Origin of the sequence: Bacillus sp. SDLI1 (assembly GCF_001553895.1) — a bacterium.
Lineage (GTDB): Bacteria > Bacillota > Bacilli > Bacillales > Bacillaceae > Bacillus > Bacillus siamensis.
Genome location: NZ_CP013950.1, coordinates 3627763 through 3652758, shown reverse-complemented (window position 1 = coordinate 3652758; position 24996 = coordinate 3627763). Strand labels below are relative to the sequence as shown.

At 42.9% G+C, this 24996-nt stretch carries 28 protein-coding genes and 4 pseudogenes; 10 read left to right on the top strand and 22 right to left on the bottom strand.

All coding sequences use genetic code 11. The features are described 5' to 3' along the window. Positions 1 to 26 precede the first annotated feature (26 nt). A pseudogene (locus AUL54_RS21280) lies at positions 27 to 181 on the bottom strand (hypothetical protein). A gap of 40 nt (positions 182 to 221) precedes the next feature. On the opposite strand from AUL54_RS21280, the gene AUL54_RS20905 reads away from it, so the two are divergent. Next, on the top strand, positions 222 to 356 hold the full coding sequence (locus AUL54_RS20905) for a YqzM family protein (RefSeq protein ID WP_003152870.1): 135 nt from the start codon (positions 222 to 224) through the stop codon (positions 354 to 356). An 18-nt stretch (positions 357 to 374) separates the two neighbouring features. Here AUL54_RS20905 and AUL54_RS17915 read toward each other — a convergent pair whose 3' ends face one another. The 3 genes from AUL54_RS17915 to AUL54_RS17905 all read right to left on the bottom strand — a co-directional run bounded on the left by AUL54_RS17915 (position 375) and on the right by AUL54_RS17905 (position 3976). Further along, entirely contained in the window at positions 375 to 2726 is a 2352-nt protein-coding gene (locus AUL54_RS17915) for a DNA internalization-related competence protein ComEC/Rec2 (protein WP_060964715.1), read from the bottom strand. Further along, the gene (locus AUL54_RS17910) at positions 2727 to 3296 is read right to left on the bottom strand and encodes a ComE operon protein 2 (RefSeq protein WP_016938895.1); all 570 of its coding nucleotides are present in this window, start codon (positions 3294 to 3296) and stop codon (positions 2727 to 2729) included. A gap of 65 nt (positions 3297 to 3361) precedes the next feature. After that, entirely contained in the window at positions 3362 to 3976 is a 615-nt protein-coding gene (locus AUL54_RS17905) for a helix-hairpin-helix domain-containing protein (protein ID WP_060964714.1), read from the bottom strand. A gap of 58 nt (positions 3977 to 4034) precedes the next feature. On the opposite strand from AUL54_RS17905, the gene comER reads away from it, so the two are divergent. Next, complete coding sequence (gene comER, locus AUL54_RS17900) at positions 4035 to 4856, top strand: late competence protein ComER (RefSeq protein ID WP_060964713.1); 822 nt, start codon at positions 4035 to 4037, stop codon at positions 4854 to 4856. Positions 4857 to 4924: 68 nt separating this feature from the next. Here comER and AUL54_RS17895 read toward each other — a convergent pair whose 3' ends face one another. From AUL54_RS17895 to AUL54_RS17860, 8 genes are read right to left on the bottom strand one after another with little or no spacing between them, the layout of a single operon-like run. Beyond that, positions 4925 to 5662, bottom strand: a complete 738-nt coding sequence (locus AUL54_RS17895; protein WP_060964712.1) for a class I SAM-dependent DNA methyltransferase — start codon at positions 5660 to 5662, stop codon at positions 4925 to 4927. Next, a complete protein-coding gene (gene rsfS / locus AUL54_RS17890; protein ID WP_016938891.1) occupies positions 5659 to 6015 on the bottom strand; it encodes a ribosome silencing factor in 357 nt (118 codons plus the stop codon). The genes AUL54_RS17895 and rsfS overlap by 4 nt, the downstream gene beginning before the upstream one ends. A 16-nt stretch (positions 6016 to 6031) precedes the next feature. Then, positions 6032 to 6592, bottom strand: a complete 561-nt coding sequence (yqeK, locus tag AUL54_RS17885; protein ID WP_060964711.1) for a bis(5'-nucleosyl)-tetraphosphatase (symmetrical) YqeK — start codon at positions 6590 to 6592, stop codon at positions 6032 to 6034. Further along, positions 6582 to 7151, bottom strand: coding sequence for a nicotinate-nucleotide adenylyltransferase (locus tag AUL54_RS17880; protein WP_016938889.1), 570 nt, complete (start codon positions 7149 to 7151; stop codon positions 6582 to 6584). Before AUL54_RS17880 ends, yqeK begins: the two co-directional genes overlap by 11 nt. A 10-nt stretch (positions 7152 to 7161) precedes the next feature. Beyond that, positions 7162 to 7452 (bottom strand): ribosome assembly RNA-binding protein YhbY, encoded by a 291-nt coding sequence (yhbY, locus tag AUL54_RS17875; RefSeq protein WP_003152858.1) that lies wholly within the window; start codon positions 7450 to 7452, stop codon positions 7162 to 7164. Beyond that, a complete protein-coding gene (gene aroE / locus AUL54_RS17870) occupies positions 7446 to 8288 on the bottom strand; it encodes a shikimate dehydrogenase (RefSeq protein WP_060964710.1) in 843 nt (280 codons plus the stop codon). Before aroE ends, yhbY begins: the two co-directional genes overlap by 7 nt. A gap of 19 nt (positions 8289 to 8307) precedes the next feature. After that, on the bottom strand, positions 8308 to 9408 hold the full coding sequence (gene yqeH, locus AUL54_RS17865; protein WP_060964709.1) for a ribosome biogenesis GTPase YqeH: 1101 nt from the start codon (positions 9406 to 9408) through the stop codon (positions 8308 to 8310). A 2-nt stretch (positions 9409 to 9410) separates the two neighbouring features. After that, a complete protein-coding gene (locus tag AUL54_RS17860; RefSeq protein WP_014470710.1) occupies positions 9411 to 9929 on the bottom strand; it encodes a YqeG family HAD IIIA-type phosphatase in 519 nt (172 codons plus the stop codon). A gap of 361 nt (positions 9930 to 10290) precedes the next feature. On the opposite strand from AUL54_RS17860, the gene AUL54_RS17855 reads away from it, so the two are divergent. Further along, on the top strand, positions 10291 to 10431 hold the full coding sequence (locus AUL54_RS17855) for a sporulation histidine kinase inhibitor Sda (RefSeq protein WP_003152850.1): 141 nt from the start codon (positions 10291 to 10293) through the stop codon (positions 10429 to 10431). 129 nt (positions 10432 to 10560) lie between these two features. Here the strand turns inward: AUL54_RS17855 and AUL54_RS21835 are convergent, their stop codons facing one another. The 4 genes and pseudogenes from AUL54_RS21835 to AUL54_RS21765 all read right to left on the bottom strand — a co-directional run bounded on the left by AUL54_RS21835 (position 10561) and on the right by AUL54_RS21765 (position 13133). Next, positions 10561 to 10695, bottom strand: a complete 135-nt coding sequence (locus AUL54_RS21835; protein WP_016938886.1) for a hypothetical protein — start codon at positions 10693 to 10695, stop codon at positions 10561 to 10563. 75 nt (positions 10696 to 10770) lie between these two features. Continuing rightward, on the bottom strand, positions 10771 to 11502 hold the full coding sequence (locus tag AUL54_RS17850; protein WP_049627056.1) for an SGNH/GDSL hydrolase family protein: 732 nt from the start codon (positions 11500 to 11502) through the stop codon (positions 10771 to 10773). 72 nt (positions 11503 to 11574) lie between these two features. Further along, on the bottom strand, positions 11575 to 12309 hold the full coding sequence (locus tag AUL54_RS17845; RefSeq protein ID WP_060964708.1) for a polysaccharide deacetylase family protein: 735 nt from the start codon (positions 12307 to 12309) through the stop codon (positions 11575 to 11577). Positions 12310 to 12422: 113 nt separating this feature from the next. Further along, positions 12423 to 13133: pseudogene (locus AUL54_RS21765) on the bottom strand (peptidoglycan recognition protein family protein). Between the two features lie 110 nt (positions 13134 to 13243). Here AUL54_RS21765 and AUL54_RS17830 point away from each other — a divergent pair. Beyond that, complete coding sequence (locus AUL54_RS17830; RefSeq protein WP_060964705.1) at positions 13244 to 13870, top strand: TVP38/TMEM64 family protein; 627 nt, start codon at positions 13244 to 13246, stop codon at positions 13868 to 13870. 15 nt (positions 13871 to 13885) lie between these two features. On the opposite strand, the gene AUL54_RS17825 is transcribed toward AUL54_RS17830, so the two are convergent. Together AUL54_RS17825 and AUL54_RS17820 are read right to left on the bottom strand one after the other, a co-directional pair. Next, on the bottom strand, positions 13886 to 14356 hold the full coding sequence (locus AUL54_RS17825; protein WP_045926765.1) for a GNAT family N-acetyltransferase: 471 nt from the start codon (positions 14354 to 14356) through the stop codon (positions 13886 to 13888). Further along, positions 14322 to 15578 carry an MFS transporter gene (locus AUL54_RS17820; protein WP_060964704.1) on the bottom strand — a complete coding sequence of 419 codons (1257 nt, stop codon included), beginning with the start codon at positions 15576 to 15578 and terminating at the stop codon, positions 14322 to 14324. The genes AUL54_RS17825 and AUL54_RS17820 overlap by 35 nt, the downstream gene beginning before the upstream one ends. 453 nt (positions 15579 to 16031) lie before the next feature. On the opposite strand from AUL54_RS17820, the gene sigK reads away from it, so the two are divergent. The 5 genes from sigK (at position 16032) to gdh (ending at position 20555) form a co-directional block, all read left to right on the top strand. Beyond that, a complete protein-coding gene (sigK, locus tag AUL54_RS17815; RefSeq protein WP_016938880.1) occupies positions 16032 to 16760 on the top strand; it encodes an RNA polymerase sporulation sigma factor SigK in 729 nt (242 codons plus the stop codon). A gap of 529 nt (positions 16761 to 17289) precedes the next feature. Then, complete coding sequence (locus tag AUL54_RS17810; protein WP_060964703.1) at positions 17290 to 17607, top strand: winged helix-turn-helix transcriptional regulator; 318 nt, start codon at positions 17290 to 17292, stop codon at positions 17605 to 17607. Between the two features lie 71 nt (positions 17608 to 17678). After that, entirely contained in the window at positions 17679 to 18314 is a 636-nt protein-coding gene (locus tag AUL54_RS17805) for an FMN-dependent NADH-azoreductase (protein ID WP_060964702.1), read from the top strand. 533 nt (positions 18315 to 18847) lie between these two features. After that, positions 18848 to 19699, top strand: coding sequence for a RhaT/GlcU family sugar-proton symporter (locus AUL54_RS17800; protein ID WP_060964701.1), 852 nt, complete (start codon positions 18848 to 18850; stop codon positions 19697 to 19699). Positions 19700 to 19769: 70 nt separating this feature from the next. After that, positions 19770 to 20555 carry a glucose 1-dehydrogenase gene (gdh, locus tag AUL54_RS17795; RefSeq protein ID WP_060964700.1) on the top strand — a complete coding sequence of 262 codons (786 nt, stop codon included), beginning with the start codon at positions 19770 to 19772 and terminating at the stop codon, positions 20553 to 20555. A 441-nt stretch (positions 20556 to 20996) separates the two neighbouring features. Here gdh and AUL54_RS17790 read toward each other — a convergent pair whose 3' ends face one another. Beyond that, on the bottom strand, positions 20997 to 21848 hold the full coding sequence (locus AUL54_RS17790) for an aldo/keto reductase (RefSeq protein WP_060964699.1): 852 nt from the start codon (positions 21846 to 21848) through the stop codon (positions 20997 to 20999). A 170-nt stretch (positions 21849 to 22018) separates the two neighbouring features. On the opposite strand from AUL54_RS17790, the gene AUL54_RS17785 reads away from it, so the two are divergent. Further along, positions 22019 to 22468, top strand: a complete 450-nt coding sequence (locus AUL54_RS17785) for a MerR family transcriptional regulator (protein WP_060964698.1) — start codon at positions 22019 to 22021, stop codon at positions 22466 to 22468. A 213-nt stretch (positions 22469 to 22681) separates the two neighbouring features. Here the strand turns inward: AUL54_RS17785 and AUL54_RS21760 are convergent. The 3 genes and pseudogenes from AUL54_RS21760 to AUL54_RS17770 all read right to left on the bottom strand — a co-directional run. Next, positions 22682 to 22792 (bottom strand): annotated as a pseudogene (locus AUL54_RS21760) (phage terminase small subunit); the annotation flags it as partial. Positions 22793 to 22930: 138 nt separating this feature from the next. Beyond that, complete coding sequence (locus AUL54_RS17775; RefSeq protein ID WP_060964696.1) at positions 22931 to 23926, bottom strand: tyrosine-type recombinase/integrase; 996 nt, start codon at positions 23924 to 23926, stop codon at positions 22931 to 22933. Positions 23927 to 24453: 527 nt separating this feature from the next. Beyond that, positions 24454 to 24906: pseudogene (locus AUL54_RS17770) on the bottom strand (hypothetical protein); the annotation flags it as partial. Between the last annotated feature and the right edge of the window lie 90 nt (positions 24907 to 24996).

Genomic DNA, 24996 nt, shown 5'->3' with positions numbered 1-24996 from the left:
CCTCTCTTTCTTGATCCCCTTCTATCCTAAATTGAGTTAGGCAAATAGTAAAGAGGAAGCTTTAAAAAGGACAGCTTCCTCATTTATAATAAACGCCTGATTCACAAGCTCCCGGGGCTGCTTGTAAAAAGGCGATAATCACAAGAACAGAAAACGTTACCATCACTTCTAGATTTTTCAAAACAATTCCAGTATACTTAGGGAAGTCAGGAGGGATGAAATTGAATGATTTTGAAAAAAACGTTCAAAGCAAACGAAATGATGCTGTTGACTCAGCTGTCGGTTTTGTCGTGTCCTTCGGATTTTTCGCCTTTTTGTTCGTGATGGCAACAGCCATCCATCTTATCGGCTCTTAGCCGCATTCCGGGCTGCTGTCAATCGGCAGTCTTTTTTACTTCCTGCGCCCTGGTTTCTTCTATATCATATGGAGGAAAGACAGAAAACGTTCCGGCGCCTTTTTTAAATCTGTATTGAATCGTTCCGCTGAGATCGGTGCGAAGCACATTGACAGAGTACGCTTTCAAACGATCCAGCACCTCTTCATGCGGATGATGGTAACGATTATCTTCACCTGCTGAAATCAGTGCCGCTTCCGGCTGAAGCTGTTTCAAAAAGGCTTCACTCGTAGAGCTTTTGCTGCCGTGATGACCGGCCTTCAATATATCAGCCTTCAGATTCGGATACGCTTTCAGCACTTCCGTTTCGCCGTCCGATTCTAAATCTCCCGTCAAAAGCCAGCTCACTCCGCCTAAAACTGTCCAAAGCACCAGTGACGAATCGTTTTTACTTCTTCCGTCAGACGACTCCGGGGACAGCACCTGAAATTGAAGATGACCGGCTGTAATGGTGTCGCCCCGCTTTGCTTCGGCAACGGGAATGTTGTTTTCTTTCGCCATCTTCAATATGTCCTGATCCTTCGGTTCCTTCACGAATCCCACGGGAACAATCAGCCGTTTGACTCTATGTTTTTTGATTAATACTCCGGCTTCCCCGATATGATCCTGATCCGCATGGGTTAAAATCAGCGCATCCAGCTTTTTCACCCCTTTTCCGTTCAAAAACGGAATCAAAACCTTCTCACCGATAGAATACGGGTGGCGTTTTTCTTTCCATGATTCTCCTGGATAAGCCACCACTCCCCCTGTATCAACCATTACGGTTCCTTTGCGGTGCGGCGCACTTATAAACAGCGAGTCTCCCTGCCCGATATCAAGCATATCCGCTTCTCCCCAGGGACTGAAATAAGGACGGAACATTAAATAAACCAAAACCGCGCAGAAAAAAAGAGGCGATTTCCTGAGTTTCAAAAAACCGCCCTTTTCCAAAGCTGCAAATAGCGTAAACACGGAAACCGCAAGCAGAAGAAGGGAAAGAAAGTCAGGCTTTGACACAATCATTGTAAATAAATCAACGGATGCCGCATACGTCATGAAATCATGCACAGGCTTCATCACAAGGTCAAACATATAAAACAAACATTCCCCGACCTGCCTTGAAAGTAAGAGAAGAAGGAAACCGATGACCGAAAACGGAATGACAAATAACGTATAAAAAGGCACCATCACCATATTCATCGGAAAACTGACAAGCGAAATCTGCTGAAAATGATAGAGCAGAAACGGAAGCGAACTGAGCTCCGCAATGAATGAGGCCATCGCTAGCGCGGCAAATCTTCTTTTCCCTGCTTTCTTTAAAATGGAGGATGACAGAATTAAAGCGGCGCTTACCGCAAAAGAAAGCTGGAAGCCCGCCTGCCAAAGGAGGTAAGGATTAAACATGAGGAGCAGCAGATAAGACACAGACAATGCAGCCGAGGAATGAATTCTGCGTTTAAAAAGAGTTCCGGCGATATAAAATCCCAGCATGAGAGATGCGCGCAATACGGACGGGGCCGCACCGCTTAACAGCGTATACACCGGTAAAAAAAACAGCAGCAAAACCCCCGCCTTTTCTCTTGTCAGCCCGATTCTGATCAGAACATAAAATATTCCCGCGGTAATCAGACCGACATGCATTCCGGAAATGGCCATTAAATGAACGACTCCCAGATTTTGATAAGCGTTCAGTATATCGTCCTCTATAGAAAATCTTTCACCTAAGGTCAGCGCTTCTACAATTCCGGCAGAGGATTCAGGCACGTGATTTTGAATGATCGAAATCAAATTCTTTCTGATGTTGAGCAATTTATACAGCGGCATGCCGGATTTTTCACACTGCTGAATGGAAGTCACGGAAAATAACCAGTGAATATGCTGAGAATTAAGATGTTCCTTATAATCAAAACCTCCGGGAATCGTCGCATGTCCGGGCTGTTCCAAAGAGCCGGTAAACACGCAGCGCATCCCCGGTTCCAGCTGTTCAATGAGACTTTTTTCTTCAAGAGACCGGATTTTGTATGAAGCGGCCCATTTTTCTTTGTCATGCGTTCGGATAACGGCAGACATTTTCGCCCCGTCAACCTTCGGAATATTTGTGATGACGGCCTGTTCAGTATAGCTCCCGCCCTGATACCGGGATACATTCGCAGCGTCACAAACCGTATACAGAAAGAAATAAAGACAAAAAGAAACGAGGCTGACGATAAACGGTGTGTACTGCTTTGTTTTTACAAAAAGAAAGAGAAGATACAGAAGAAAAAAGAATAGAACCCAGAAGAAATTTGCGGCGGCAATTCCCGCGGTTGCAGAAACCGCCGCCAGAGGCAGAAGAAGGTATTTATATTTCATTTATACGTAACTGGTAAACAGCTCATTGGCCTGTTCATGAATTTTTTTCAGTTCATCCGCCTTAACTCCCGCATCAGATAATTGCTGAATCAGACCGGCTACAAAAGACAATTTTTCGCGGTTTTTCAGATCAATGATCATTTCATCAAGTTCAACCTGCTCCACCTTGACTCCGGCTTGGGTGAACAGTTCTTTTGCGTATGGCTGTGTTTTGTAATCTTCGGCATAATAGACCGTTTTGATGCCCGCCTGAATAATTGATTTACAGCATTGAATACAAGGATAATGCGTCACATAAATTTCGGCGCCCTCAGTCGGCACACCGAACTTAGAACATTGCAGAATTGCATTCATCTCTGCATGTATGGTCCGCTGGCAGTGATTATCTATTAAAAGACATCCTTCATCAGCACAATGGACGCCGCCGGCAATTGAACCGTTGTACCCGCCGGCAATCATCCGCTTGTCTCTGACAACGGTTGCCCCGACTGACAGTCTCGGACATGTGCTTCTCAGCGCCAGCAAATGGCTTTGCGCCATAAAATATTGATTCCATGAGATTCGTTCCACAAGTGTTCCCTCCAAAAGTCTTGTTGCTTTTCTAAGTTTACATAGTTTTGAGCAAAACCGTCAATTCACTTTACCGTAATGGAAGTTTTTATCCGCTCAAATGACTTTTCTCCAAAACCTGATACCTTCATCAAATCTTCAGCAGTCTGAAACCGTCCGTTTTCTTCCCGGTAGGCGATAATTGCTTCCGCTTTTTTCTGCCCCACACCGGAAATCGCCTGAAGTTCGTCCAGAGTTGCCGTATTGATATTGACAGGCGCATCCTCCTTCTCACCTGCTGCGGTTTTCGGGCGATTCTCCTCTTCGCCTTCGCTCGGAATATAAACGACCGTCCCGTCTTGCAGCTGCTCTGCTAAATTAACATTCAGTTCATCCGCCTTTTCCTTCAGGCCGCCGGCTTTTTCAATGGCTTGTGTCACTCTGTCTCCCGCCTTCATTTCATACACGCCGGGATTTCGGACCGCGCCTTTCATATCAATCATAATCTTATCGTCTGCGGTGTCTGTTTTGTCCGTGCCGGATGCTGAGGCTGTTTGGCCGAGCACGGACTGCTGTTTGACCGGTTCTTCTTTTTCAGGACGAAACAGCCAAATGCAGATAAAAACCGCTCCTGCCGCAAGACAAACACCCAGAATTTTCAGGTTCCGCCGCATCTGCTCCGTCATCATCGCTTTCGTCATATTGCATTGCCTCCCCGCATAAGGTTTAGAGGATTAAGGGAAAAAGGAGGGGAATTCATTGAAAATAGGCTTTATCGGCACCGGAAACATGGGAACGATCCTGATTGAATCGTTAATTGAATCAAACGCTGCCGATCCCTCACATATCACCATCACAAACAGAACAATCGAAAAAGCATTAAAACTAAAAGAGCGTTTCAGCGGCATCCATGTCACCGAGGATCAGGAAAAGCTCGTACAGGAAAATGAAATGATATTCATTTGTGTAAAACCGCTGGATATATATCCTTTGCTGAAGAAGCTCACACCTCATTTACGAAAAGATCACATTTTAATCTCCATTACCAGCCCTGTTCAAACGGAACAGATTGAACATGCGGTTCCGTGCCAGACGGCCCGTGTCATTCCTAGCATTACAAACCGCGCCTTTGCCGGTGTCTCGCTTGTTACGTTCGGCAATAGCTGCAGCGAGGCTGCAAAAGCGGATATCCAAACCCTGATCACTCATATTTCAAAGCCTGTAGAAATCAACAGCGGTATAACAAGGGCGGCGTCAGACATTGTCAGCTGCGGCCCTGCTTTTATGAGTTATCTCGTTCAACGCTTTATTGACGCGGCAGTGGAAGAAACGGACATCACCAAAGAAGAAGCCGTCATTATGTCGACGGAAATGCTTGTCGGTCTCGGAAAGCTTCTGGAAACAGGGCATTACACCCTTCCCGCCCTGCAGGAAAAAGTGTGCGTTAAAGGCGGCGTCACCGGAGAAGGACTGAAGGCGCTTGAAAGCGGTGTACAGGATATGTTCAACCGTGTCTTTCAGCGTACACATGACAAATACGATGAAGATATATCTTTAGTGAAGAAGCAATTTCACGTGTAATTGAGTATGCCATAAAACGCTATAACGTGCCAATCGGCAAAAATGCATTTTAAAAACCATCGTTTTGTTTAAACGATGGTTTTTGGTTTGCCTGCCGTAAAGAAAAGACGCTCGGACTCTCTTGAAGGAGGCCGGTCTGTAAAATCAGCCGTCACTTTCTTCAGTTCAAATCCTGTCTCTGCAAGCATTTGTTCATATTCTTCAATGTAAAATGTTTTTTGCTCATGCGTCTCGTCATAGCGGTCATAAGTTTGTCCGTTCCACACGAAAAAGGACATATCATGGATGACAGAAAGCTCTTCATCGCCGGCAAAACTTTGCCAAATATAGCTGATCTGCTCATCCTGGTCCGCATGGGTGCTGTCCGGAAAAAGCTCCGTCATTTTATATGGAGAATGGACGTCAAACAGAAGCAGGCCGCCCTCCTTCAAAACTTGAAAAACACTTTTGAAGGTGCTCAAGACATCATTTTTCGTTTTTAAGTAATTGAGGGAATCACAACAGATGACTACGGCATCAAACTGTTCATCAAAACCGGAAAGCTCTCTCATATCCTGCTGGAGAAAAAGAATCGGCTTTCCCGTTTTTTTCTGCTGGGCACAGCTCAGCATGTCTTCACTCAAATCAATCCCCGTGACTTCGCAGCCTTTTTCAGCAAGCCTGATGGATATTTCTCCGGTTCCGCAGGCAAGATCAAGCACCTTTCTCTTTTCCGGAAGAGACGCTTCGATCCAGCCCGCCCATTCATCATACGGCGCATGGGACATTAACTCGTCATATACGCCGGCGAAGCCTTGGTAAATCATGAGTTCAAGCCGAGTTCAAGCTCTGCGAGCGGCGCGTCGCCCCATAGCTTTTCAAGATTGTAGTAGCTTCTTTCATCTTTATGGAAAACGTGGACAATGACATCGCCGAGATCAACTAAAATCCAGCGGGCCTCATCAAACCCTTCCATCTTTTTGACATCAATGCCGTTTTCTTCTGCCTGATCTTTAATTTCACGCGCAATTGCCTGAACCTGTTTATCAGAATTCCCGTGGCAGATTAAAAAATAATCCGCTACAAGTGAGATTCCTTCCATGTCCAGCGCTAAAATATCCTCTGCACGTTTATCGTCGCATGCTTTTGCCGCGATTTTTAATACGGAAGCTTGATCCATTTCCATATTCCTCCTGTCAATTTTGAGACACCAGCCAGTTATAGGTTGCAAACGTCTCTGGGAAGACCGGCTGGTTTTTTTTCATCAGAAATATCATTGTATTTTTCAGCGCTTGTATAAGCGCTTCGTTCAGATCCGTTTCCGCCAGGCGCCGCACCTCTTCTACTCCCGGAAAATGGCGGCCGGGTTCAATGTAATCCGCCACGTAAATGACTTTGTCTAAAAGGGTCATTCCGGGACGCCCTGACGTGTGATAGCGGATCGCGTCTAAGATCTCCGGGTCAGTGATCCCCGCTTCTTTCTCAGCCAGATACGCCCCCGCAGGAGCATGCCAGAGCTCGGCATTGTAATCCAAAAGCTCAGCCGGCATTTTTTCCCGCACGATGATCTGCTTCATTTCTTCTTTCGGCCGGAATTTGGCGTAATCATGAAAAATAGCCGCCATTTCCGCTTTTTTCGGATCTGCTCCGAACCGGCCTGCGAGAATAACCGCCGTATCTGTCACGCCGATTGTGTGGATGTAGCGATGCTCGGTCAGCTGTTCTTTGACGCAGGCAAGTGCTTCCTCACGATTCATATAAATCATTCTCCTCTATATACTGCCTCACTTTATCCGGCATTAAGTATTGCGTCGTTTTTTTTGCTTTGAGACGTTCTCTCAGCATCGTTGACGATACGTCAAATTCCGGAACGTCGGCAAAAAGCAGCGGATACGGGGTCTCAATATGATACCCCGGGCGCCGCACTCCGATAAATTGAATGAGTGTAAGCAGTTCGTCCAGTTTGTACCATTTCGGCAGATATTCAATCATATCCGCCCCGATAATAAAGAAAAGCTTGTCGTTCGGGTGCCGCTCCTTCAGTAAACGGACGGTATCATAGGTATAAGAAGGACCTTTCCGCTCCATTTCCGCAAGCTCAAGCTTAAAACCGGGATTTGAGCTGATGGCAAGCTTCAGCATCTCAACCCGGTGCCGGCTGTCGGTAAAGTCTTCATTCTGCTTATGCGGGGGAATTTTATTCGGCATAAACCAAATCTCATCGAGCTCCGCCTGATGAAGGACTTCATTAGCCATCAGAAGATGACCGTTATGCGGAGGGTCAAATGTGCCCCCGAATATTCCGATTTTCTTCATGTCAACCACCTTACGGAAGCTCGATTTGTTTATTTTCCTTTGATTCCTTATACAATACGATCGTATTTCCGATCGTCTGTACCAATTGAGAACGGCTGCCTTTCACAAGGGCTTCTGCGACATCGTTTTTATCGTCTTCGCAGTTTTGAAGCACGCTGACTTTAATCAGCTCTCTTGCCTCTAAAGCCTCGGCAATCTGTTTCACCATGTTTTCGTTGACTCCGCCCTTTCCCACTTGAAAAATAGGCGTTAAATGATGCGCTTTTGAACGCAAAAACCGTTTTTGTTTTCCTGTTAACATTGTGTTCCTCCTAGTTTTCCTTCAACAATTGCTCTCATCAGGCCGCTGTCAGGCTCCTGTTCCGTCCACAGCTTGAAGGACAGTGCGGCCTGTTCTACAAACATGCCGACGCCGTCAAGGGTTGTCAAACCTCTTTTTTCAGCTTCTTTTAATAACGCCGTTTGAATCGGGTTGTATACGATATCACAAACGATGGCGCCCGTTTTGGCCCGTTCCAATGAGAGCGGCACGGCATCCGTGTTCGGATACATGCCGACAGATGTTGTATGAATAATGACGTCATATTGCTCAAGCTGATTTTCCGCTTCTTCTAATGTAAGAGCGCGTTTCTGCTGAAAAGAGGGAGCCGCCGCAATCAGACTTTCTGCTTTTTCCGGCGTGCGGTTGCAAACGTCAAACTGTTTCGGCTCTTTGCGGACGATCGTCGTAAAAATTGCTCTTGCCGCCCCTCCCGCTCCTATCATTAGAATGGAGAGCTCTGATATCGGTTTGTCCAAAACTTTGACTAAGGATTTATAAAATCCATCTCCGTCAGTATTATACCCGATGAGCCTGTCTCCCTCTCTTTTGACGGTATTTACGGCCCCGAGTACTTTTGCGCTTTCATGTATTTCATCCAGATGCTCCATGATCGCGACTTTATGCGGGACTGTAACATTAATTCCGCAGATGCCCAGTGCTTTAATTCCGTTAACGGCGTCCTTGAGGTTGTGAGGTTCCACCTGAAACGCAAAATACTGCCCGTTGATGTTCTTATCTTTCAAAGCCGCGTTATGAATATCGGGTGACATTGAATGCCCGATCGGATTTCCGATTACTCCGTACAATTGTTTCATGCTCCCTCTCCCCTTCTCTCTATATTAATGAACGGCGGACAAATACGTGTACGCCTTTCGGAGCGTAAGCCGTTATTTTTTTATCTGCATGCTGCACCGTGACCCATCCGAGACCGGAAAAAACGATATCCGTCTTTCCTTCTTTAATCGTAAACGTGTGAGCCGTAAGCTCCGGAAATTCATCCAAATGATCTTTCCCGGGCGGGGTGAGCAGTTCACCCGCATGCTTTTCGTATAAGGCGTCAGCATTTTCAAGCTTTGTTCTGTGAATCATCAATTCATTCGGCATATAGCAGACAAACGCCGATTTATCGCCTGAAACATAATCAAACCGGGCAAGCCCGCCGAAGTAAAGCGTTTGTTTCTCATTCAGCTGGAAAGTGCGCGGCTTCAGTTCTTTTTTCGGTGTCAGCACCTTTAAGTCACGCTTGTCCACGTAATGCGCCATCTGGTGATGGTTAATGATTCCCGGGGTATCATAAAGCGCGGACCCGTCATCAAGCGGGATTTCAATTGCATCAAGCGTCGTGCCCGGAAATTGAGAGGTGGTAATGATATTCTCTTCCCCTGAGACCTCTTTAATAATCCGGTTGATAAACGTTGATTTGCCGACATTCGTACAGCCCACCACATACACATCACGGTCTTCGCGATAATATTCAATGGCGTCAATGACTTCTTTCATCCCTTGTCCGCGTGAAGCGCTGATTAAAAAGACATCAAGAGGTTTTAAGCCGTATTCTTTCGCTTCGCGTTTCATCCATTGAACGAGCCGTTCCCGTTTTACGGATTTCGGAAGGATATCAGCCTTATTGCCGACAAGGATGATCGGATTTCCGCCGACAAAGCGGTTCAGTCCGTTTATCCAGCTTCCGTTAAAATCAAAAATATCAACGACTTTGACAATAAGAGAGTCAGTATCGCCGATTGTGTGCAAGATATTTAAAAAGTCATCGTCCGTTAATGAAACATCTTGAATTTCATTGTAGTTTTTCAGTCTGAAGCAGCGCTGGCAGATGACATTCTCTTTTGTGAGCGATGCCTTCGGCGCATACCCGAGACCTTGTTTATCCTCGGTCTGGATCGCTACTCCGCAGCCGATGCAAACAACCTTTTCCATTTCTAATCCTCCCACTGAATATGGCCTTTACGTTTCAAAGAACTCAATATTCTCCGTTCAATCCGGCGGTTAAAGCGCGTCATGACCCCGTCAGAGGAAGCGACCGGCACGACAAGGATCGTATGATACCCGTGTCTGTTTCCGCCGAGAACATCAGTAAGCAGCTGATCGCCGATGACCACACAGTCTTCTTTTTTCAGATCCATGCTGCTGACGGCTCTTTTAAAGGCGCGTCCCATCGGTTTTCTTGCCTTATAAATAAACGGTATGCCAAGCGGCTCCGAGAATAATTTCACTCTTCGTTCATTATTATTGGAGACGATCGTGACTTTAATGCCGTGCTCCTTCATTTCTTCAAACCACTCGATTAATCGAGGTGTCGCACTCGGTCTGTCCCACTCTACAAGCGTATTGTCAAGGTCTGTAATAATCCCTTTCACATTGCGCTCCTTGAGCTTTTCCGGTGTGATATGAAATATATTTTTCACAAATTCGTCAGGTAAAAAAAACTTTTTTAACAAAACCCGCACCCTTCCCTTTTTTCTTTCTATCATCTATATGTCGAAACCTGTCGGATTTAAAAACAAAGTCGGACTCAGCAAAAAAATTTCGACAAAAATTGGGTTTCTTCACCATTTGTGGATAAAATTACACACATTATCCACTCTTATTACATCCGGATTTATCCAGATTATAAACAAGATACTAACAAGTTATCCACTTATGAGTGTGGATAACAGAACGATTGTTCTTATTTGTATTTCATGGTAGATTAAAGATAACCTCACCATGAATGAAACGCAACCTTCCATCATATGCTCGCGTCTGATGATTGATTACAACTGTTAAGGAGGTGCCACTCCCATTAATTGGGTCCCCGGCATGAGAAAGCTTTCTGATGAATTACTAATAGAATCTTATTTCAAAGCCAATGAAATGAATTTGAGCCGTGAATTTATCGAGTTAATTGAAAACGAAATCAAAAGAAGATCGCTCGGACACATTATTTCCGTTTCTTCTTAAACAGAAAAATTTTCCGGGCGAATTTCCTTTTTTTACTCAGATGACTGATATTATATCACTTCGGTTATACGCTTTACTACCACTTTCAACAAAAAACACCCCTTACAGAGGTGTTTAAGAAGACGGCTGTTAAATTTTGAACCAATACAGGCCGCCCAGAACGAGAAAAACGACGAGCAGCACAACAAAAAATGCGTACCAGTACCCCGCATTCACCCGCGGAGGCGGGCATACAGGATATGGCGGAGGGAAACCGCGGTTCATAGCAAATCGCCTCCAAAAAGATGTTTTTCTACAGCCTATGATGCACGAGCAAAACGGCTTAGGCAGCTGACGGCGTCAGCGTTCCAAAATCCGCCCATTTTTTATGCCTTCAATTAAGATTCTGGCCCCTTTTGGCGTCATGTGATTTCCGGAAGGATCTATCAGTCCGGATTGGATGAGCGCCCGGTCTGTATCTTTGCCGCCGTCCGCGCGTATAAAGTGTTTCCAATTATCCACCAGAGGCACTTTTAACTCTTTTGCAACCTGCCTTGTAATGCCGTTATAGGAATTATGCCATTTTCTCGCTCCTCCTTTTTCTTTAAAGGCTGAAGCTTTATATCTTGAATAGTAATAGAGATGATGCGTTCCGTTTCCTTCTATAACTGGGATGCACGTCATTAAAATCGGCTTTATACGGTGCTTTCGGCTTTCGTTTACAAAATAAGTCAGGTTTTCTTTAAACCGTTTCTTTGATACTCGCGGCTGTTGTCCCGTCAAAATGCCCGCATCATTTGTTCCGAACATGATAAATAAATATTGGGGCTTGCGGTCAAGCACGTCGCTTTGAAATCGCAGGCGCGCATCCTCAGTCGTCTGACCGCCTATCCCTGCATTTATAACCGTAAGACGGCCGCGTTCCGTTGTTTTTAACATATTTACCCACTGCTGCGCCTTTGGATAATCACGATAATCCCAATTGGAACCGCGCGTATTGCTGTCACCGAAAGCAACAGCGCTTTTCTCTTTGCCCGCGGCGCATCCTGATAACAGACAGGCTATCGTAATAAAAAGAACAGCAAACTTCATTTTTTTCTCCCCCCAAACCTTACATCCTATATGGTACACGTCTCTTTTGCGGCTTTCAACGCGGCGCTCTCTTTACTGGATATGAAAAGGGCCGGCATCCTCTCCGATCAAATCCGAAACCTTAACAAACGTGTAGCCCTGCTTTTTCAGCTGGGGAATGATTTCTTTCAAAGCCTCAACCGTCTGGCGCCGGTTACCTCCGCCGTCATGCAGAAGAATAATATCTCCACCTCTGGCATGTGAAACAACGTGTCTGACGATTTTTCCTTTTCCGGGCCTTCTCCAGTCCCTCGGATCTTGGTTCCAAGACCACATGATGATGTGATAGCCCTCTTTTAAGATGCTTTTGAAAGCCGTACGGTTCAGCGATCCTCCCGGCGGACGGAATAACTTGTCCCCTTCCGGCTGAAGCGATGTGATATGGCGGGCTGAGCTGTGAAGCTCTTTTAAAATGTCTTTGCGTTTCAGACGGTGAAAATATACATGGTTCATCGTATGGTTGCCGATTTCATGTCCTTCTTCAATAATGCGCTTTGCCGTTATCGGGAAATTGTCTATACGGCTTCCGATACAAAAAAAAGTCGCTTTAACATTGTACTGTTTCAGCACATCTAACACAGCCTCTGTATAGACAGGGTGGGGGCCGTCATCGAAGGTTAAAGACAGTTTCTTTTTTTCAGACCTTATGTCCCAGTACACGTTTCCCGTCTTCTCCATGTCACTTCTTTTTAATGATTTCGCATCGGCGGACACGGCAGTGAGACTCGTGAGGACGCATATCATAATGATCAGATGAAAGCATTTCAACGTTTACACCTCCAGTAAACACTACTGTTAACGTGTCCCCTTTTTTAAAAATCATTCTGCGCGCAACTAATGTACATCACCCGCTTTTTCTGTAAGAAACAGGTAATTCCGAATTATGACAGCACTGCTTCCGGCTTGTCTTTCGTTTTCGGACCGTAAATCCCGTCAGCCTGTAAGCCGTTCGTGATTTGGAACCGCTTTACGGCATTGGCGGTTTTGGGTCCGTATATTCCGTCAACTCCATGATTTTTCGCATTTTTATCAGGGTAAAAATAAGCGGCGGCAAGGACTCTTTTCACTTGAGTCACCTTTTCGCCCTTTGTATAAGGGGTCGTCAGTTTAATGATTTATTTGCAGAGCCGTCAGAGCCGTTTATGCCTTTTTTAAAAGGCTTCCCAGCTGTTCAGCAGCCTGCCGGGGTAATTCTTTCCTGACCATTTTTTATGGGGAACGGCGCGATCAAGAGGTATATTATGATCTTTCATGAGCTTTTTAATGAGCCATTGCGCATTTTACACAGCCTTATCAAAATCACCGTCGGCGTTTTCACAAATTTCAATCCGGTTGATTTCCGATTCCCTGTCCCATTTGTTCCGTCTCCGGCGTGCCAGCCGTTCTCATCGAGCGGCAAATGCTGATAAACCACTGAGTCATCCACTGTAAAATGCCGGCTGACAGCTATGTCCGGCTGTTTCACGTCATTTGCGTGCATCTCCCTCGTCCGTGTTGGATGTATGATGGACGGTAATATAATCCGGGTCCATTGCATATCTCGGCCGGTTGCCGTTTGATTTCGGTATCGGGTCTTTTTTTATGGATACCATTTTATCCCTCTCCTATTAAACAATGCAAAAGCACGCTTATCGGACACCCTTTTTTAATAGAAGGAGATAGATTTGTACTGTATACTATTTGAAAAGAGGTGAACGTACAGATGATAAAAAAAGGATTCAGTCTTGCCGTCATCATTGCTGTTGTGATGATCGGTTTTATGCAAAAAGACGTTTGGCTCGGCATGATTCGGGCGGGCGGAATGTACGCCGTGCTTATGAGTATCCTGCTGGTCGCAGCTGACGTATTTTTTCCGATTGTTCCATTCGCCATTATCGCGGCCTTAAACGGAGCGGTTTTCGGGATTGTAAACGGAGTGTGGATTACATTGTCAGGCGCGATGCTCGGGACAATGGCCTTGTTTTTTCTCGTCCGGTACGGATTCAGAGACTGGGCCAGAAAAAAGCTGCGGTCTTACCCGGCCGCGGCCCAATATGAAGATTCATTCCATCAGCACGCGTTTACGGCGGTGCTTTTCGGGCGGCTGATTCCAATTATACCGTCGCTTGCCATGAATACCGTATGCGGGCTGAGCAACATACGATGGCCGATCTTTTTTTCCGCATCGGCGCTCGGCAAAATTCCGAACATTGTGATCGTGACAGTCGCAGGCGCTTCATTTACCAGCAACAAACTGCTGTCTTTCGGAATTTACGGAATGTATATGCTTGTGTTAATGGCTGTCATTTATAAAAAGTTTCCCGGCCTTTTAAAAACGACGAAAAAATGAAGCGCGTACCGCCCCCTATACCGGCGGTACGGCTCCTCTCATTCTGAGAACCTTTCCGTTTAATTCTGAACCGAGCACTTTCAGGTTTTGCTTTTTGTAAAATGACAGGGCCGCTTTATTGTCCGGAGAAACTCTAAGATGATATTCCGAAACACCGTTCGTTCTGAAAAACTGATTCGCGTATTGATGGAGCTTCGTCCCATACCCCATTCCCCTCTGCCGCTCAGTAATATAGTAAAGGTGCACATAACCGATTTTTTGATCGCGATAAGGTTTAATGGAGGCTTCAAGCTGTCCGATCGGCTGCCCGTTATGAAAAAGCAGCACAAAACCGTCGGGAAAGCTCTTGATTTGAGATGACAGCCATCTGAGATACTCATCCTTATTAAAATGATCCGCCGTGCCAAAGCTGACGAGAAACGAATCTTTGCGAAATGAAACGGCCGTCTCTTTATGTTTGTTTAAATTGATTCGCTTGAAATCCATCAAGCGTCCTCCTTTTTGCGGCCGCAAGTAAGAATGAGCATAAAACGGCTGCCAACATCAGCATAACGGCTGCGCCTGTGATGACGATATGGCGGACGGAAGAACTGACTGCCGCCGCTCCGAAAACCGCCGTTATCAATATAATGAAGACGGCTTCAACTAATGCATAAAAGCTGCCCACCCTCCCCATAATGTCCACCGGAACATTTTTTTGATAAAACGTCTGAAATCCCGTATTGGCAAATGCCAAGAAAAAAGCCAGAAAGAAAAACCCGCAAGCAGCCGTCCAAAAAACGTGAGAAAACGCATAAATCATATATCCCGCCGCTGTGAAAAAAGAGCCCATTCCCATCAATAAAGCAGCCGGCATTTTTTTATTAAAGAACACATTGACAAGCGCCCCCGCAATAACCCCTGCCCCTGACACACTGACGAGAAAACCGTAATCAGCATCAGTCAGCTGAAGAACCTCTTTTGAAAAAGCGACTTCAAGCGAATCAAGTGCAGACAACATCACGGTCATGACCAGACTGAATAAAAAATAAATGATCATGACGTTTCGCGCCGTTCGGCTGAAGCGATAGACGAGCTTCCAATCTTCTTTGCACACTGCCAAAGAAAGCATCTGCCTGGGAGAATGTACGTAAGGCTCATTTTCAAGATTCGGCAGCATCATCGTGATGAAACCGGACAGCATTAAAGCAGCCGCATTCACCCAAATCGCAAAAATCGGCGTGCCGACGATAAAAAGCAGCCCGGTCGCAGCCGGTCCGAGGAGAAAAGCCCCTGATTCCGCCAAAGCCCTTAGTGAATTGAATCGTTTTCTCCTTTCAGCCGGGATAAACATCGTCACATACGCCATGGAACACGGACGAAACATCGCATTAGCCATATGAATCAAAAACACGATACAATAAACGGAATATAGAGACCATGCAGTAAACATCAGCGGCAGAACGGCAATGAATCCAGCCCGGATGAAATCAAGCGACATCATCATACTCCGTTTGTTATACCTGTCGATGATGCTGCCCGCCCACCTATTTGTCATCAAAACAGCCGCAGGCCTGATTAAATAAAGAATGGAAACTGCAAAAGCAGACCCCGTTTCTTTTAAGACAATAAGATTAAGAGACAAAAAATAAATCCATTCACCAATATTCGCCACCCCGATTCCGGTTAACAAAAGCACCGGGTGCCGCCAAGACTTACAGCTTTTCATCTTATCCCTCCCTCAGAAACAAAAACGCCCTCAAGACAATGAAGTCTTGAGGACGGGAAACAGCCCGCTATGCCACCTCAATTCGGTTTGGCGCCGGCCTTGCCGGTACAAAGCTTACTCGGTAACAGGAGTATCCGCCGCATCATCCTCGTTTTGCATGATTCCGATGCGAAGCTAAGAGGTTTGTTTCAACACATCCATTCATACTCCTTCCCAGCTCCCAGAGCTCTCTGTCATGAATGATATCTGTCTACTCTTCTCTTCAGCGCTTTTCACGTTATATTTATTCGATCTTACTTTTTTTAACAATATACAGGCTCAATCAGAAAAAATCAAGAGGCTGTAAGAAATAAAACATGCCTTTGATTAATTTCCCTGTACAGACACAAACAGCCTGACTGCCACATACAGTTACATATAGGCTTTTGCCTACATAACTTTGTGGAGGTGAGGATGGTGACAGGTGTTTTTGCAGCGCTCGGGTTTATTGTGAAAGAACTCGTGTTTTTAGTATCATACGTGAAAAATAATGCCTTTCCACAACCGCTCTCAAATAGTGAGGAGAAAAAATACTTAGACCTTATGGCCGAAGGAGATGAACACGCCCGCAATATGCTGATCGAACATAATCTCCGTTTAGTCGCCCATATTGTAAAAAAATTCGAAAACACGGGAGAAGACGCAGAAGATCTGATCTCCATCGGTACAATCGGTCTGATTAAAGGCATCGAAAGCTATTCAGCCGGAAAAGGCACGAAGCTTGCGACATATGCCGCACGATGTATTGAGAATGAGATTTTAATGCATCTGCGCGCCTTGAAAAAAACAAAAAAAGACGTTTCCCTTCATGATCCGATCGGCCAAGATAAAGAAGGGAATGAAATAAGCCTGATCGATGTGCTCAAGTCGGAAAGCGAAGATGTGATCGACACCATTCAGCTCAACATGGAGCTTGAAAAGGTCAAAAAATATATCGACATTTTAGACGACCGCGAAAAAGAAGTGATCGTCGGCCGCTTCGGCCTTGATTTAAAAAAAGAAAAGACGCAGCGCGAGATCGCGAAAGAGCTCGGCATTTCAAGGAGCTATGTATCCCGGATTGAAAAACGGGCGCTGATGAAGATGTTTCATGAGTTTTACCGGGCGGAGAAAGAGAAGCGGAAAAAGTCGAAGGGAAAGTAAGCGAAAAGCCGGATCTGACATCCCGGCTTTTTCTGTTTTACGAAGACTTTTTGAAAAAGAGATGTGACAGTTCCTTACATATACTCTATCAACCTGGATCAAAAAGCTGAATATCCCCCTGTTTATTCACCTCCACATGTAGCTTGATATCTCATCATTTATATGTTCAATCATGTATAACGAACGCGGCATGATCAATACAACATAAGAGGCATTTCATTTCCCTCTTATCGTTAATTTATTTAACCGTCACAATTACTCATTTATACTTAAGTTATTGAATTATTTCCCTTTAATATCCGCACATTGTTATCAATAAAATATATTTCATTTCACAATCATGATTTGATTATTTTAGAAATTCTGCTCATTCACCTGATACTAAAAGGAACTAAAGTGACAAAAAGTAACTAAAAAAAGAGATATCAACCTTTTTAATTCAAAGTACCCAAATACATTTCCATTATTTTTGTTACAATAAATGCATAAGTTATTTTTCATCCATATTTATTGAAGGAGGACATATAATATGGGCGAGTCGAAAGATTTAAAACCTAAAGTAGAAAAAAGCTTCGAGATAATTGGGAAAAAGTGGACAGGGTTAATTATTTATGTGCTAATGAGCGGTCCTAAGCGCTTTAGTGAGTTAAGCGAGAGCATGCCGTCCTTAAGCAGAAGGATTTTAACGGAACGGATTAAAGAATTAGAAGAACAGGGAATTGTTGTCCGAAATGTAATCCCCGATCGTCCGATACGTTCTGAGTACTCTTTAACTCAAAAAGGAACAGAATTAGGAAAAATATTAGGACCGATTAGTCAATGGGCGGAAAGCTGGGTCAAGGATTGACAGTTCTTTTAGTATCTATGCCAATAAACACAGCGCTGTTTTTAATTATCTAATAAGGAAGGAAGATCTCCATGTCTAATGTTCTCTATATCACAGCACATCCTCTGCCTGAAGATGAATCACTCAGCATGACCGTAGGAAAAGAATTCATTGATAGTTACAAACAAACACATCCTGAAGATGATGTTGTCCATTTAGATTTATATAAAGCTGATATTCCTTATCTAGACGCAGATGTATTTAATGGTTGGAAAAAACTTCGCTCTCAAGCTTCACTTCAAGATTTATCAGCGGATGAACGGTTAAAAGTCGCCCGTTTAGCTGAATTAGGCGGACAATTTTTGTTAGCTGATAAATATATTTTTGTAACACCTATGTGGAATTTTTCCGTTCCAGCCATCATGAAGACCTATATTGATGCAATCGCAGTGTCAGGTAAAACCTTCAAGTATACTAAAGAAGGTTCAAAAGGATTACTAAAAGGAAAAAAAGCTCTCCATATCCAATCGCGGGGAGACATCTACTCACATGGTCCTGAAATGGAAAGAGAGATGGGAAACCGATACTTAGAAGCGGTTATGGATTTCTTTGGTATAAAATCGTTTGAAAGCATTATTATTGAAGGGCAAATGAAGTTTCCGGAACAAGCTTCTCAAATTAAAGATAAAGCAATGCAGCAAGCCAAAGAGATGGCTAAACAATTTTAATCCAACACATCATAAGGCCTTGAACCTTATCAAGGCCCTTCAAGTTTCTACAAGCTTTTTTGTTTTATACATCTTCATATACTTATTCCTCTTTTTCTTTAAACGTAAATAGCTCTCGCACACCTCCAACCTGCTTGATTTATACGACCGTTCCCTCAATAAACACTTTCCCAGCAGATATTAATGTTTCTGCCATTTGAGATCCACCTTTCTTTTTTATATGTTAGTTAACAAACCACACATCACCTATGCGATAAACTAACCTAAGTAACCAATAGTAACTTAGGTTAGTTTTTTTCGTTGCGACTGATTTTTTCTTTTGAAATCAGATTTCATATAAATGAACCATTTTTATTATTTCAGACCCGAAACATCAAGAATGGTCTAATTGAAGAACTAATCAGAAAAAAGAAACGTAAAATAAAATCGTTGACTATTTTAGTTACCTAAGTTACTATTAGTAACGTAAAGTGACGAAACAAAACTAGCCACTTTTAATACATCAAGGGTTTGGGAAAGAAGGTTTGGATCAAATGGATATTTTCTTAGCCATTCTTCCTGCAGTATTTTGGGGAAGTATCGTCCTCTTCAATGTCAAGTTAGGCGGAGGACCTTATAGTCAAACACTTGGAACAACGATTGGAGCACTGATCTTTTCAGCTGTTACCTATCTTGTTATTCATCCAGTTTTGACGCCCGTTATCTTTATTGTAGGAATCGTTTCTGGGTTGTTTTGGGCTGTTGGGCAAAGTAATCAGTTAAAAACCATTGAATATATTGGTGTTTCTAAAACGATGCCTATTTCAACAGGTATGCAGCTCGTATCAACAGCTTTGTTTGGGGTGATTGTTTTTCATGAGTGGTCAACAGTCACTACAGTTCTATTGGGAATACTAGCCCTCATTTTTATCGTGATTGGGATTGTGTTAACCTCACTTGAAAGCAAAAAAAATAAAGAGCAATCTGGGCAATTTAAAAAGGGCATTATCACACTCATCATATCTACGATTGGATATTTAGTATATGTGGTCGTTGCACGTTTGTTTAACGTTGATGGCTGGGTGGCTTTATTCCCTCAAGCAATCGGTATGTTTATCGGCGGACTCATCCTCACTTATAAACATAAGCCTTTTAATAAATACACAATTCGCAACATTATTCCCGGTCTTATATGGGCTGCGGGTAATATGTTCTTATTTATTTCCCAACCTAAGGTAGGGGTAGCGACAAGTTTTTCACTATCACAAATGGGAATCGTCGTGTCAACGCTTGGAGGTATCTTCTTACTAGGCGAAAAGAAAACAAAGCGTCAGCTTATTTCGATTTCAATTGGCATTGTGCTCATTATTTTAGGCGGAGTGCTGCTGGGAATAGCAAAAAGTTAAAATACATGTTGAAACTAAACAGTAAGAATATCTATTAAAAAATAATCGTTAGAACCAGGAGGAACTTATCATGTATAAAGATTTAAAAGATAAAGTAGTCGTAATTACAGGCGGATCTACAGGCCTGGGACGTGCAATGGCTGTTCGCTTCGGTCAAGAAGAAGCAAAAGTTGTTATTAACTATTACAACCATGAAGAAGAAGCTTTAGATGCGAAAAAAGAAGTAGAAGAAGCAGGCGGACAAGCAATCATCGTTCAAGGTGACGTAACAAAAGAAGAAGACGTTGTAAATCTTGTTCAAACAGCTATTAAAGAATTCGGTACACTAGACGTAATGATTAACAACGCTGGTGTTGAAAACCCAGTTCCTTCTCATGAGCTATCTCTAGATAACTGGAACAAAGTTATTGATACAAACTTAACAGGTGCATTCTTAGGAAGCCGTGAAGCAATCAAATATTTCGTTGAAAACGACATTAAAGGAAACGTAATTAACATGTCCAGCGTACATGAAATGATTCCTTGGCCATTATTTGTTCACTATGCAGCAAGTAAAGGCGGAATGAAACTAATGACGGAAACATTGGCTCTTGAATATGCGCCAAAAGGTATCCGCGTAAATAACATTGGACCAGGTGCGATGAACACACCAATCAACGCTGAAAAATTCGCAGATCCAGAACAACGTGCAGATGTTGAAAGCATGATTCCAATGGGTTACATCGGTAAACCAGAAGAAGTAGCAGCAGTAGCAGCATTCTTAGCATCTTCTGAAGCAAGTTATGTAACGGGTATTACACTCTTTGCAGATGGCGGTATGACGAAATATCCTTCTTTCCAAGCTGGAAGAGGTTAATAAAAATAAGGCCTTAAGGCTTTAGAGAAATTAAAAATAGAAGTCTGCGGACACTGAACTTATAGCACTAGTGCTGTTGGTTTGGTGTCCTTTTTTATATACTTTCAAAGCAGCTGATTGTATTGAACAAATAGGTTCATTTTATCTACTTGTGCGTTTTTTTATTAGTCATGCGCTTTGCGGTATTTTGTCTGCATATCATTTTATATTCAATTTGGCCAGAAAAAGGGCACTGTTTTCAGTCCGTCCAAGGAAAAAAGGAAGGGTTCTTCCCTTCCTCTAGCCCTAACTTAATCTCCTGCAATTTTGAAACCAACATTTGAAGCTGGATCACGCTTTATTGCCGAAATTTTCACAACACACTTAGTATATCAGCTTTCTAATGTCAATAATTGAAATTTCCATTCACCCTCTGTACGCAATTTACGGTTCAATCAAAAGTTACAGATCGAATTTCATGGCGCCTATCGCTTTTACAATTTTCGGATCTTGGTGCGATCCGAAAAGACTTTCTCCTTTATCAAGGGTGGAAATTTTTTCGATATCCTCTAAGCTCAACTCAAAATCGAAAATGTCAAAGTTTTCGACAATCCGTTCTTTGCGGACCGATTTTGGAATCGTAACGACTTCACGCTGAACAAGCCAACGCAGCACGACCTGGGCGACGGATTTATTGTGTTTTTCCGCAATGGAAGTCAACACTTCGTTGCTGAACATGTTATTGCGTCCTTCAGCGAACGGTGCCCACGACTCGTGTTGTACTCCCTGCTCTTTCATAAAAGCAGCACTTTCTTTTTGCTGATAGAATGGATGTGTTTCGACTTGATTGACGGCTGGCACGATTTCATTATGCATGATGAGATCCATAAGACGGTCGGGGTAGAAGTTGCTGACTCCGATTGCCCTGATTTTGCCTTCACGGTACAAGTCCTCCATCGCACGCCAAGCGCCGTAGTAATCGCCGTATGGTTGGTGAATAAGGTATAAATCAAGATAATCCAGCTGCAGCTTACTCAATGATTTGGCAAAGGCTGTCTTGGCGCTTTCATAGCCGGCATCCTGAATCCAGAGCTTGGTCGTAATGAATAGCTCCTCACGCGGTACGCCGCTCCGCTTGATTGCACGTCCGACTGCTTCCTCGTTTAGGTAACCGGAAGCGGTGTCAATCAGGCGGTAACCGGCCATCAGCGCTTCATATACTGCGTTTTCACATTCTTGAGCATCGGGGACTTGGTACACACCGAAGCCGATAATTGGCATTTTCACTCCATTGTTTAATGTTACGGTTTGCATTGTAATTCCTCCTATTGTTCAAAGGTAGAACGACAAACGGCACGCATCCCGAAAATCGGGCACTGCAGAATGAATTCCGCTGCGGCTGGTTTGCGTTATAATAAGCTTATTACCTTCATGTAACACGAAGGCAAGCACTTTTTTAAAAAAATTTCAAAGGAGGATTACACATGCATACAGTCAAAGAAGCAGCGATGATAACCGGACTCACCGAGCATGCGGTGCGCTTTTACACGGATAAAGGCCTGGTGCCGAGCGTACAACGAAATAAAAACAATATTCGTTTGTTCGACGAAGAATCAATCAACTGGCTGTTTGGCGTCAAATGCCTCAGGCAATCCGGGATGCCGATTGAAGTTATTAAAACGTACGTGAATCTCTGTCTTGAAGGAGATTCGACCATTCCACAACGGTACACACTCATGATGGAGCATAAAGAAGATGCGCTCGCCCAGCTCGAAGAAGCCAAACAGCACATTGCCCATTTGGAACAAAAAACCGCCCTATATCAGGCCATCATGGAGCACCGCTCTTTTGATACAACCAATCCCGCCAACTGGGAAAAAATACAGCATATGCATAGTGACGTATTTTACTCGCCAGATGCTCGGAAAGTGTGAGAGATATTTATGAGCACATCAATGGCTCTTAAACTCCTAAATTAGAATCCATATTGAATATGCTAAGTTTGATGACATATTATGAAGGGATTAAATTTGTTTATACGGCCATAGGGCTGCAAGTCCTTAAATTTTTTCTTAAGGTTACTTTCTATTAATAGAGGTCGCATCTGGATGCGACTTCTTGTTCGATGTTGTTTTCAAGTGTGTCAGTTGTTTCCACGATTTAATGGTGTTCACTGACACTCCGTACTTCTCGGCAAGGTCCTTGTATTTCATAACTTTAAGGTAGTCTTTATGCGTTTGAATGTACTTTTCTGCCATCTACATCCACCGCCGCCTGCTTTGAATTGAGTTGTTTTGGAAAGTAATTTCTAAAACAACTCAATTCATTACGTTGACTAAATTGCATATTCTGAGTATTAAAAAGTACAAAAAAAGATACCCTTTGAGGTATCTAGTTTATAAAGTACTAAAAGAAGCCATTGACATGAAAATAGAGTTTAAGTGTCTATTGTCCTTATTTAGATCAACAACTTCTTCGAGGCACTGCTCATAAAATTTAGTTCCAATTCCGGTTAACTTCCTTATTACGTGTTCATTCATTTCATGTTTCAACATATTTACCACGGAGTATTTTATTAGACCATTTAAATCACTTCTATCTATACTATTCTTTAAGAAGTTAGCCGTATCAGCTGTAATCTTTTTTAATTGCTCTCCCTCAAATTCAATAAGTAAAAAATCGTTATCTTTTTTAAAAGTAAGTTCATTTACTAATTTTAAATATTTTTCAAATTGATCTCTGAAATTATTAGGTAAAGGCACAGAATAATCATTTATCTTTAAATTGTTATATTTAAGGTCTAGATTATTTTTTTTCAAGTTGCAAATTATTTCATAGCGTACCCCAGTTAATATTATCAATTTAATGATTATTGCTGATCTAAATTTATTAAAATATCTTTTCTCTTCAAAGGCATTTATATATATATCATCTGAATTTAATGTTTCATCACATTGCTTAATAAGATCATTAACCTCTTCTTCAAGTAATGTATTAAAACCGCTACTGTCTTTTAATATAGAGTTGTTTGAGATAAATTCATTCATTTTATATCTATATGATGAATGATTGCTAGCTGATAAATTTAACTCTCTTTCAAAGTCGAGGTTCTTGATACAATGTTCAGATTGGAGATACATAAAAAATTTTTTTATAACAACACTATACATATAAGCAGTTTCTTTTTTAAAAATTTTTTTCTTGCTCTGTGATCGATTTTCAATATTGAATTTTAAAGAATCAATTATCCTTTCTGTTCTAACACCTTGGAGAAAATCTATAATTGTATCATCAGTGACCTTTAAATGTCTCAGATAATCTTTAAAAGCCTTCAAATGAGTGAAATATGTATAAGGTACACTTTCAAGAAAAGATTCAAATATTTGTTCCATTTTACTCATCTCCCATCTTATTATCGACGAAAAACAATGATAATGGAACCATTTGCAAAATTTGTCGACAAAAAAGCACCCTACAGGATGCTTTATTTTCTGCTCTTGATGTAATCTTCCTTACTGATACCTAAAAGCTCCGCAGAATGCTCATCAGCTGAATGTTCTAAATGGTGCATTTGGTATTTAACGAATTCTTCTTCTGTAAATACCTTTTTGTCGATAAGAATATCAATAAGAGCTTCTATTGTACATTGACGGTTTACCGATCCGTATGCTAACTATTCTAACAAATGTTGTTGATTAACATTAATTGGGCTAGGTGGGCGCGGCTCTCACGGTTAATCCGACCAAGTCGAAATCCTTACTCGCCTAGAGGGGTGTGGTTATGGAAATCCACATCAAAATTTCCCGAGAGTTTGCAGTCGCTATTTTGATTGCAATCGCTCATGCCTTTCTCCGTTAGGAGAAAGGTTATTTCTAACGCGAATGATTAAACGATCCGCACCGACCTGCCTCCCATTTGACACTACAGATTTTTTCAGATTCAACAAACGCTCAAAGTGGCAACCTGGGCATAAATGGATGATGAACTCATCTTTCATTTTGCGTACAGTTTCCCTTGAAATGCCAAGGTGAAGGCCAATAGCACGGTAACTCATCCCCTCCCTCATGCAATCATAAATAACTTTGTGTTGCTCTCCTTTGGTTTTTCCGGCGCCTAACTCAACTGCATATACTCGTTCCTCATAGTATTTAAGACGTTTGAAAAGAGGCTCTTCTCTCATATCCATTTGTCGCAACTCAGCCTGACTCTTCCCAGGACTTCCTTTTGGCATAGCTGCTTCTAATCCATATTGAGCAACACCCCAATTTTTCATAGGAATTGTTGAACCATAAAGTACCCTTTGCAATCGATGAACCTCTTTCACCATCCAGTGATAGCTATTGATTAGATTTTCAATGCCTTTTCGATTCATGAATAGGTCCTCCTTTTCCAAATAAAAACGACACTAAACAAACAGCGTAAATAATACTGTAAGTTCAGTGTCCGAGGCTCTCCGTCTTGG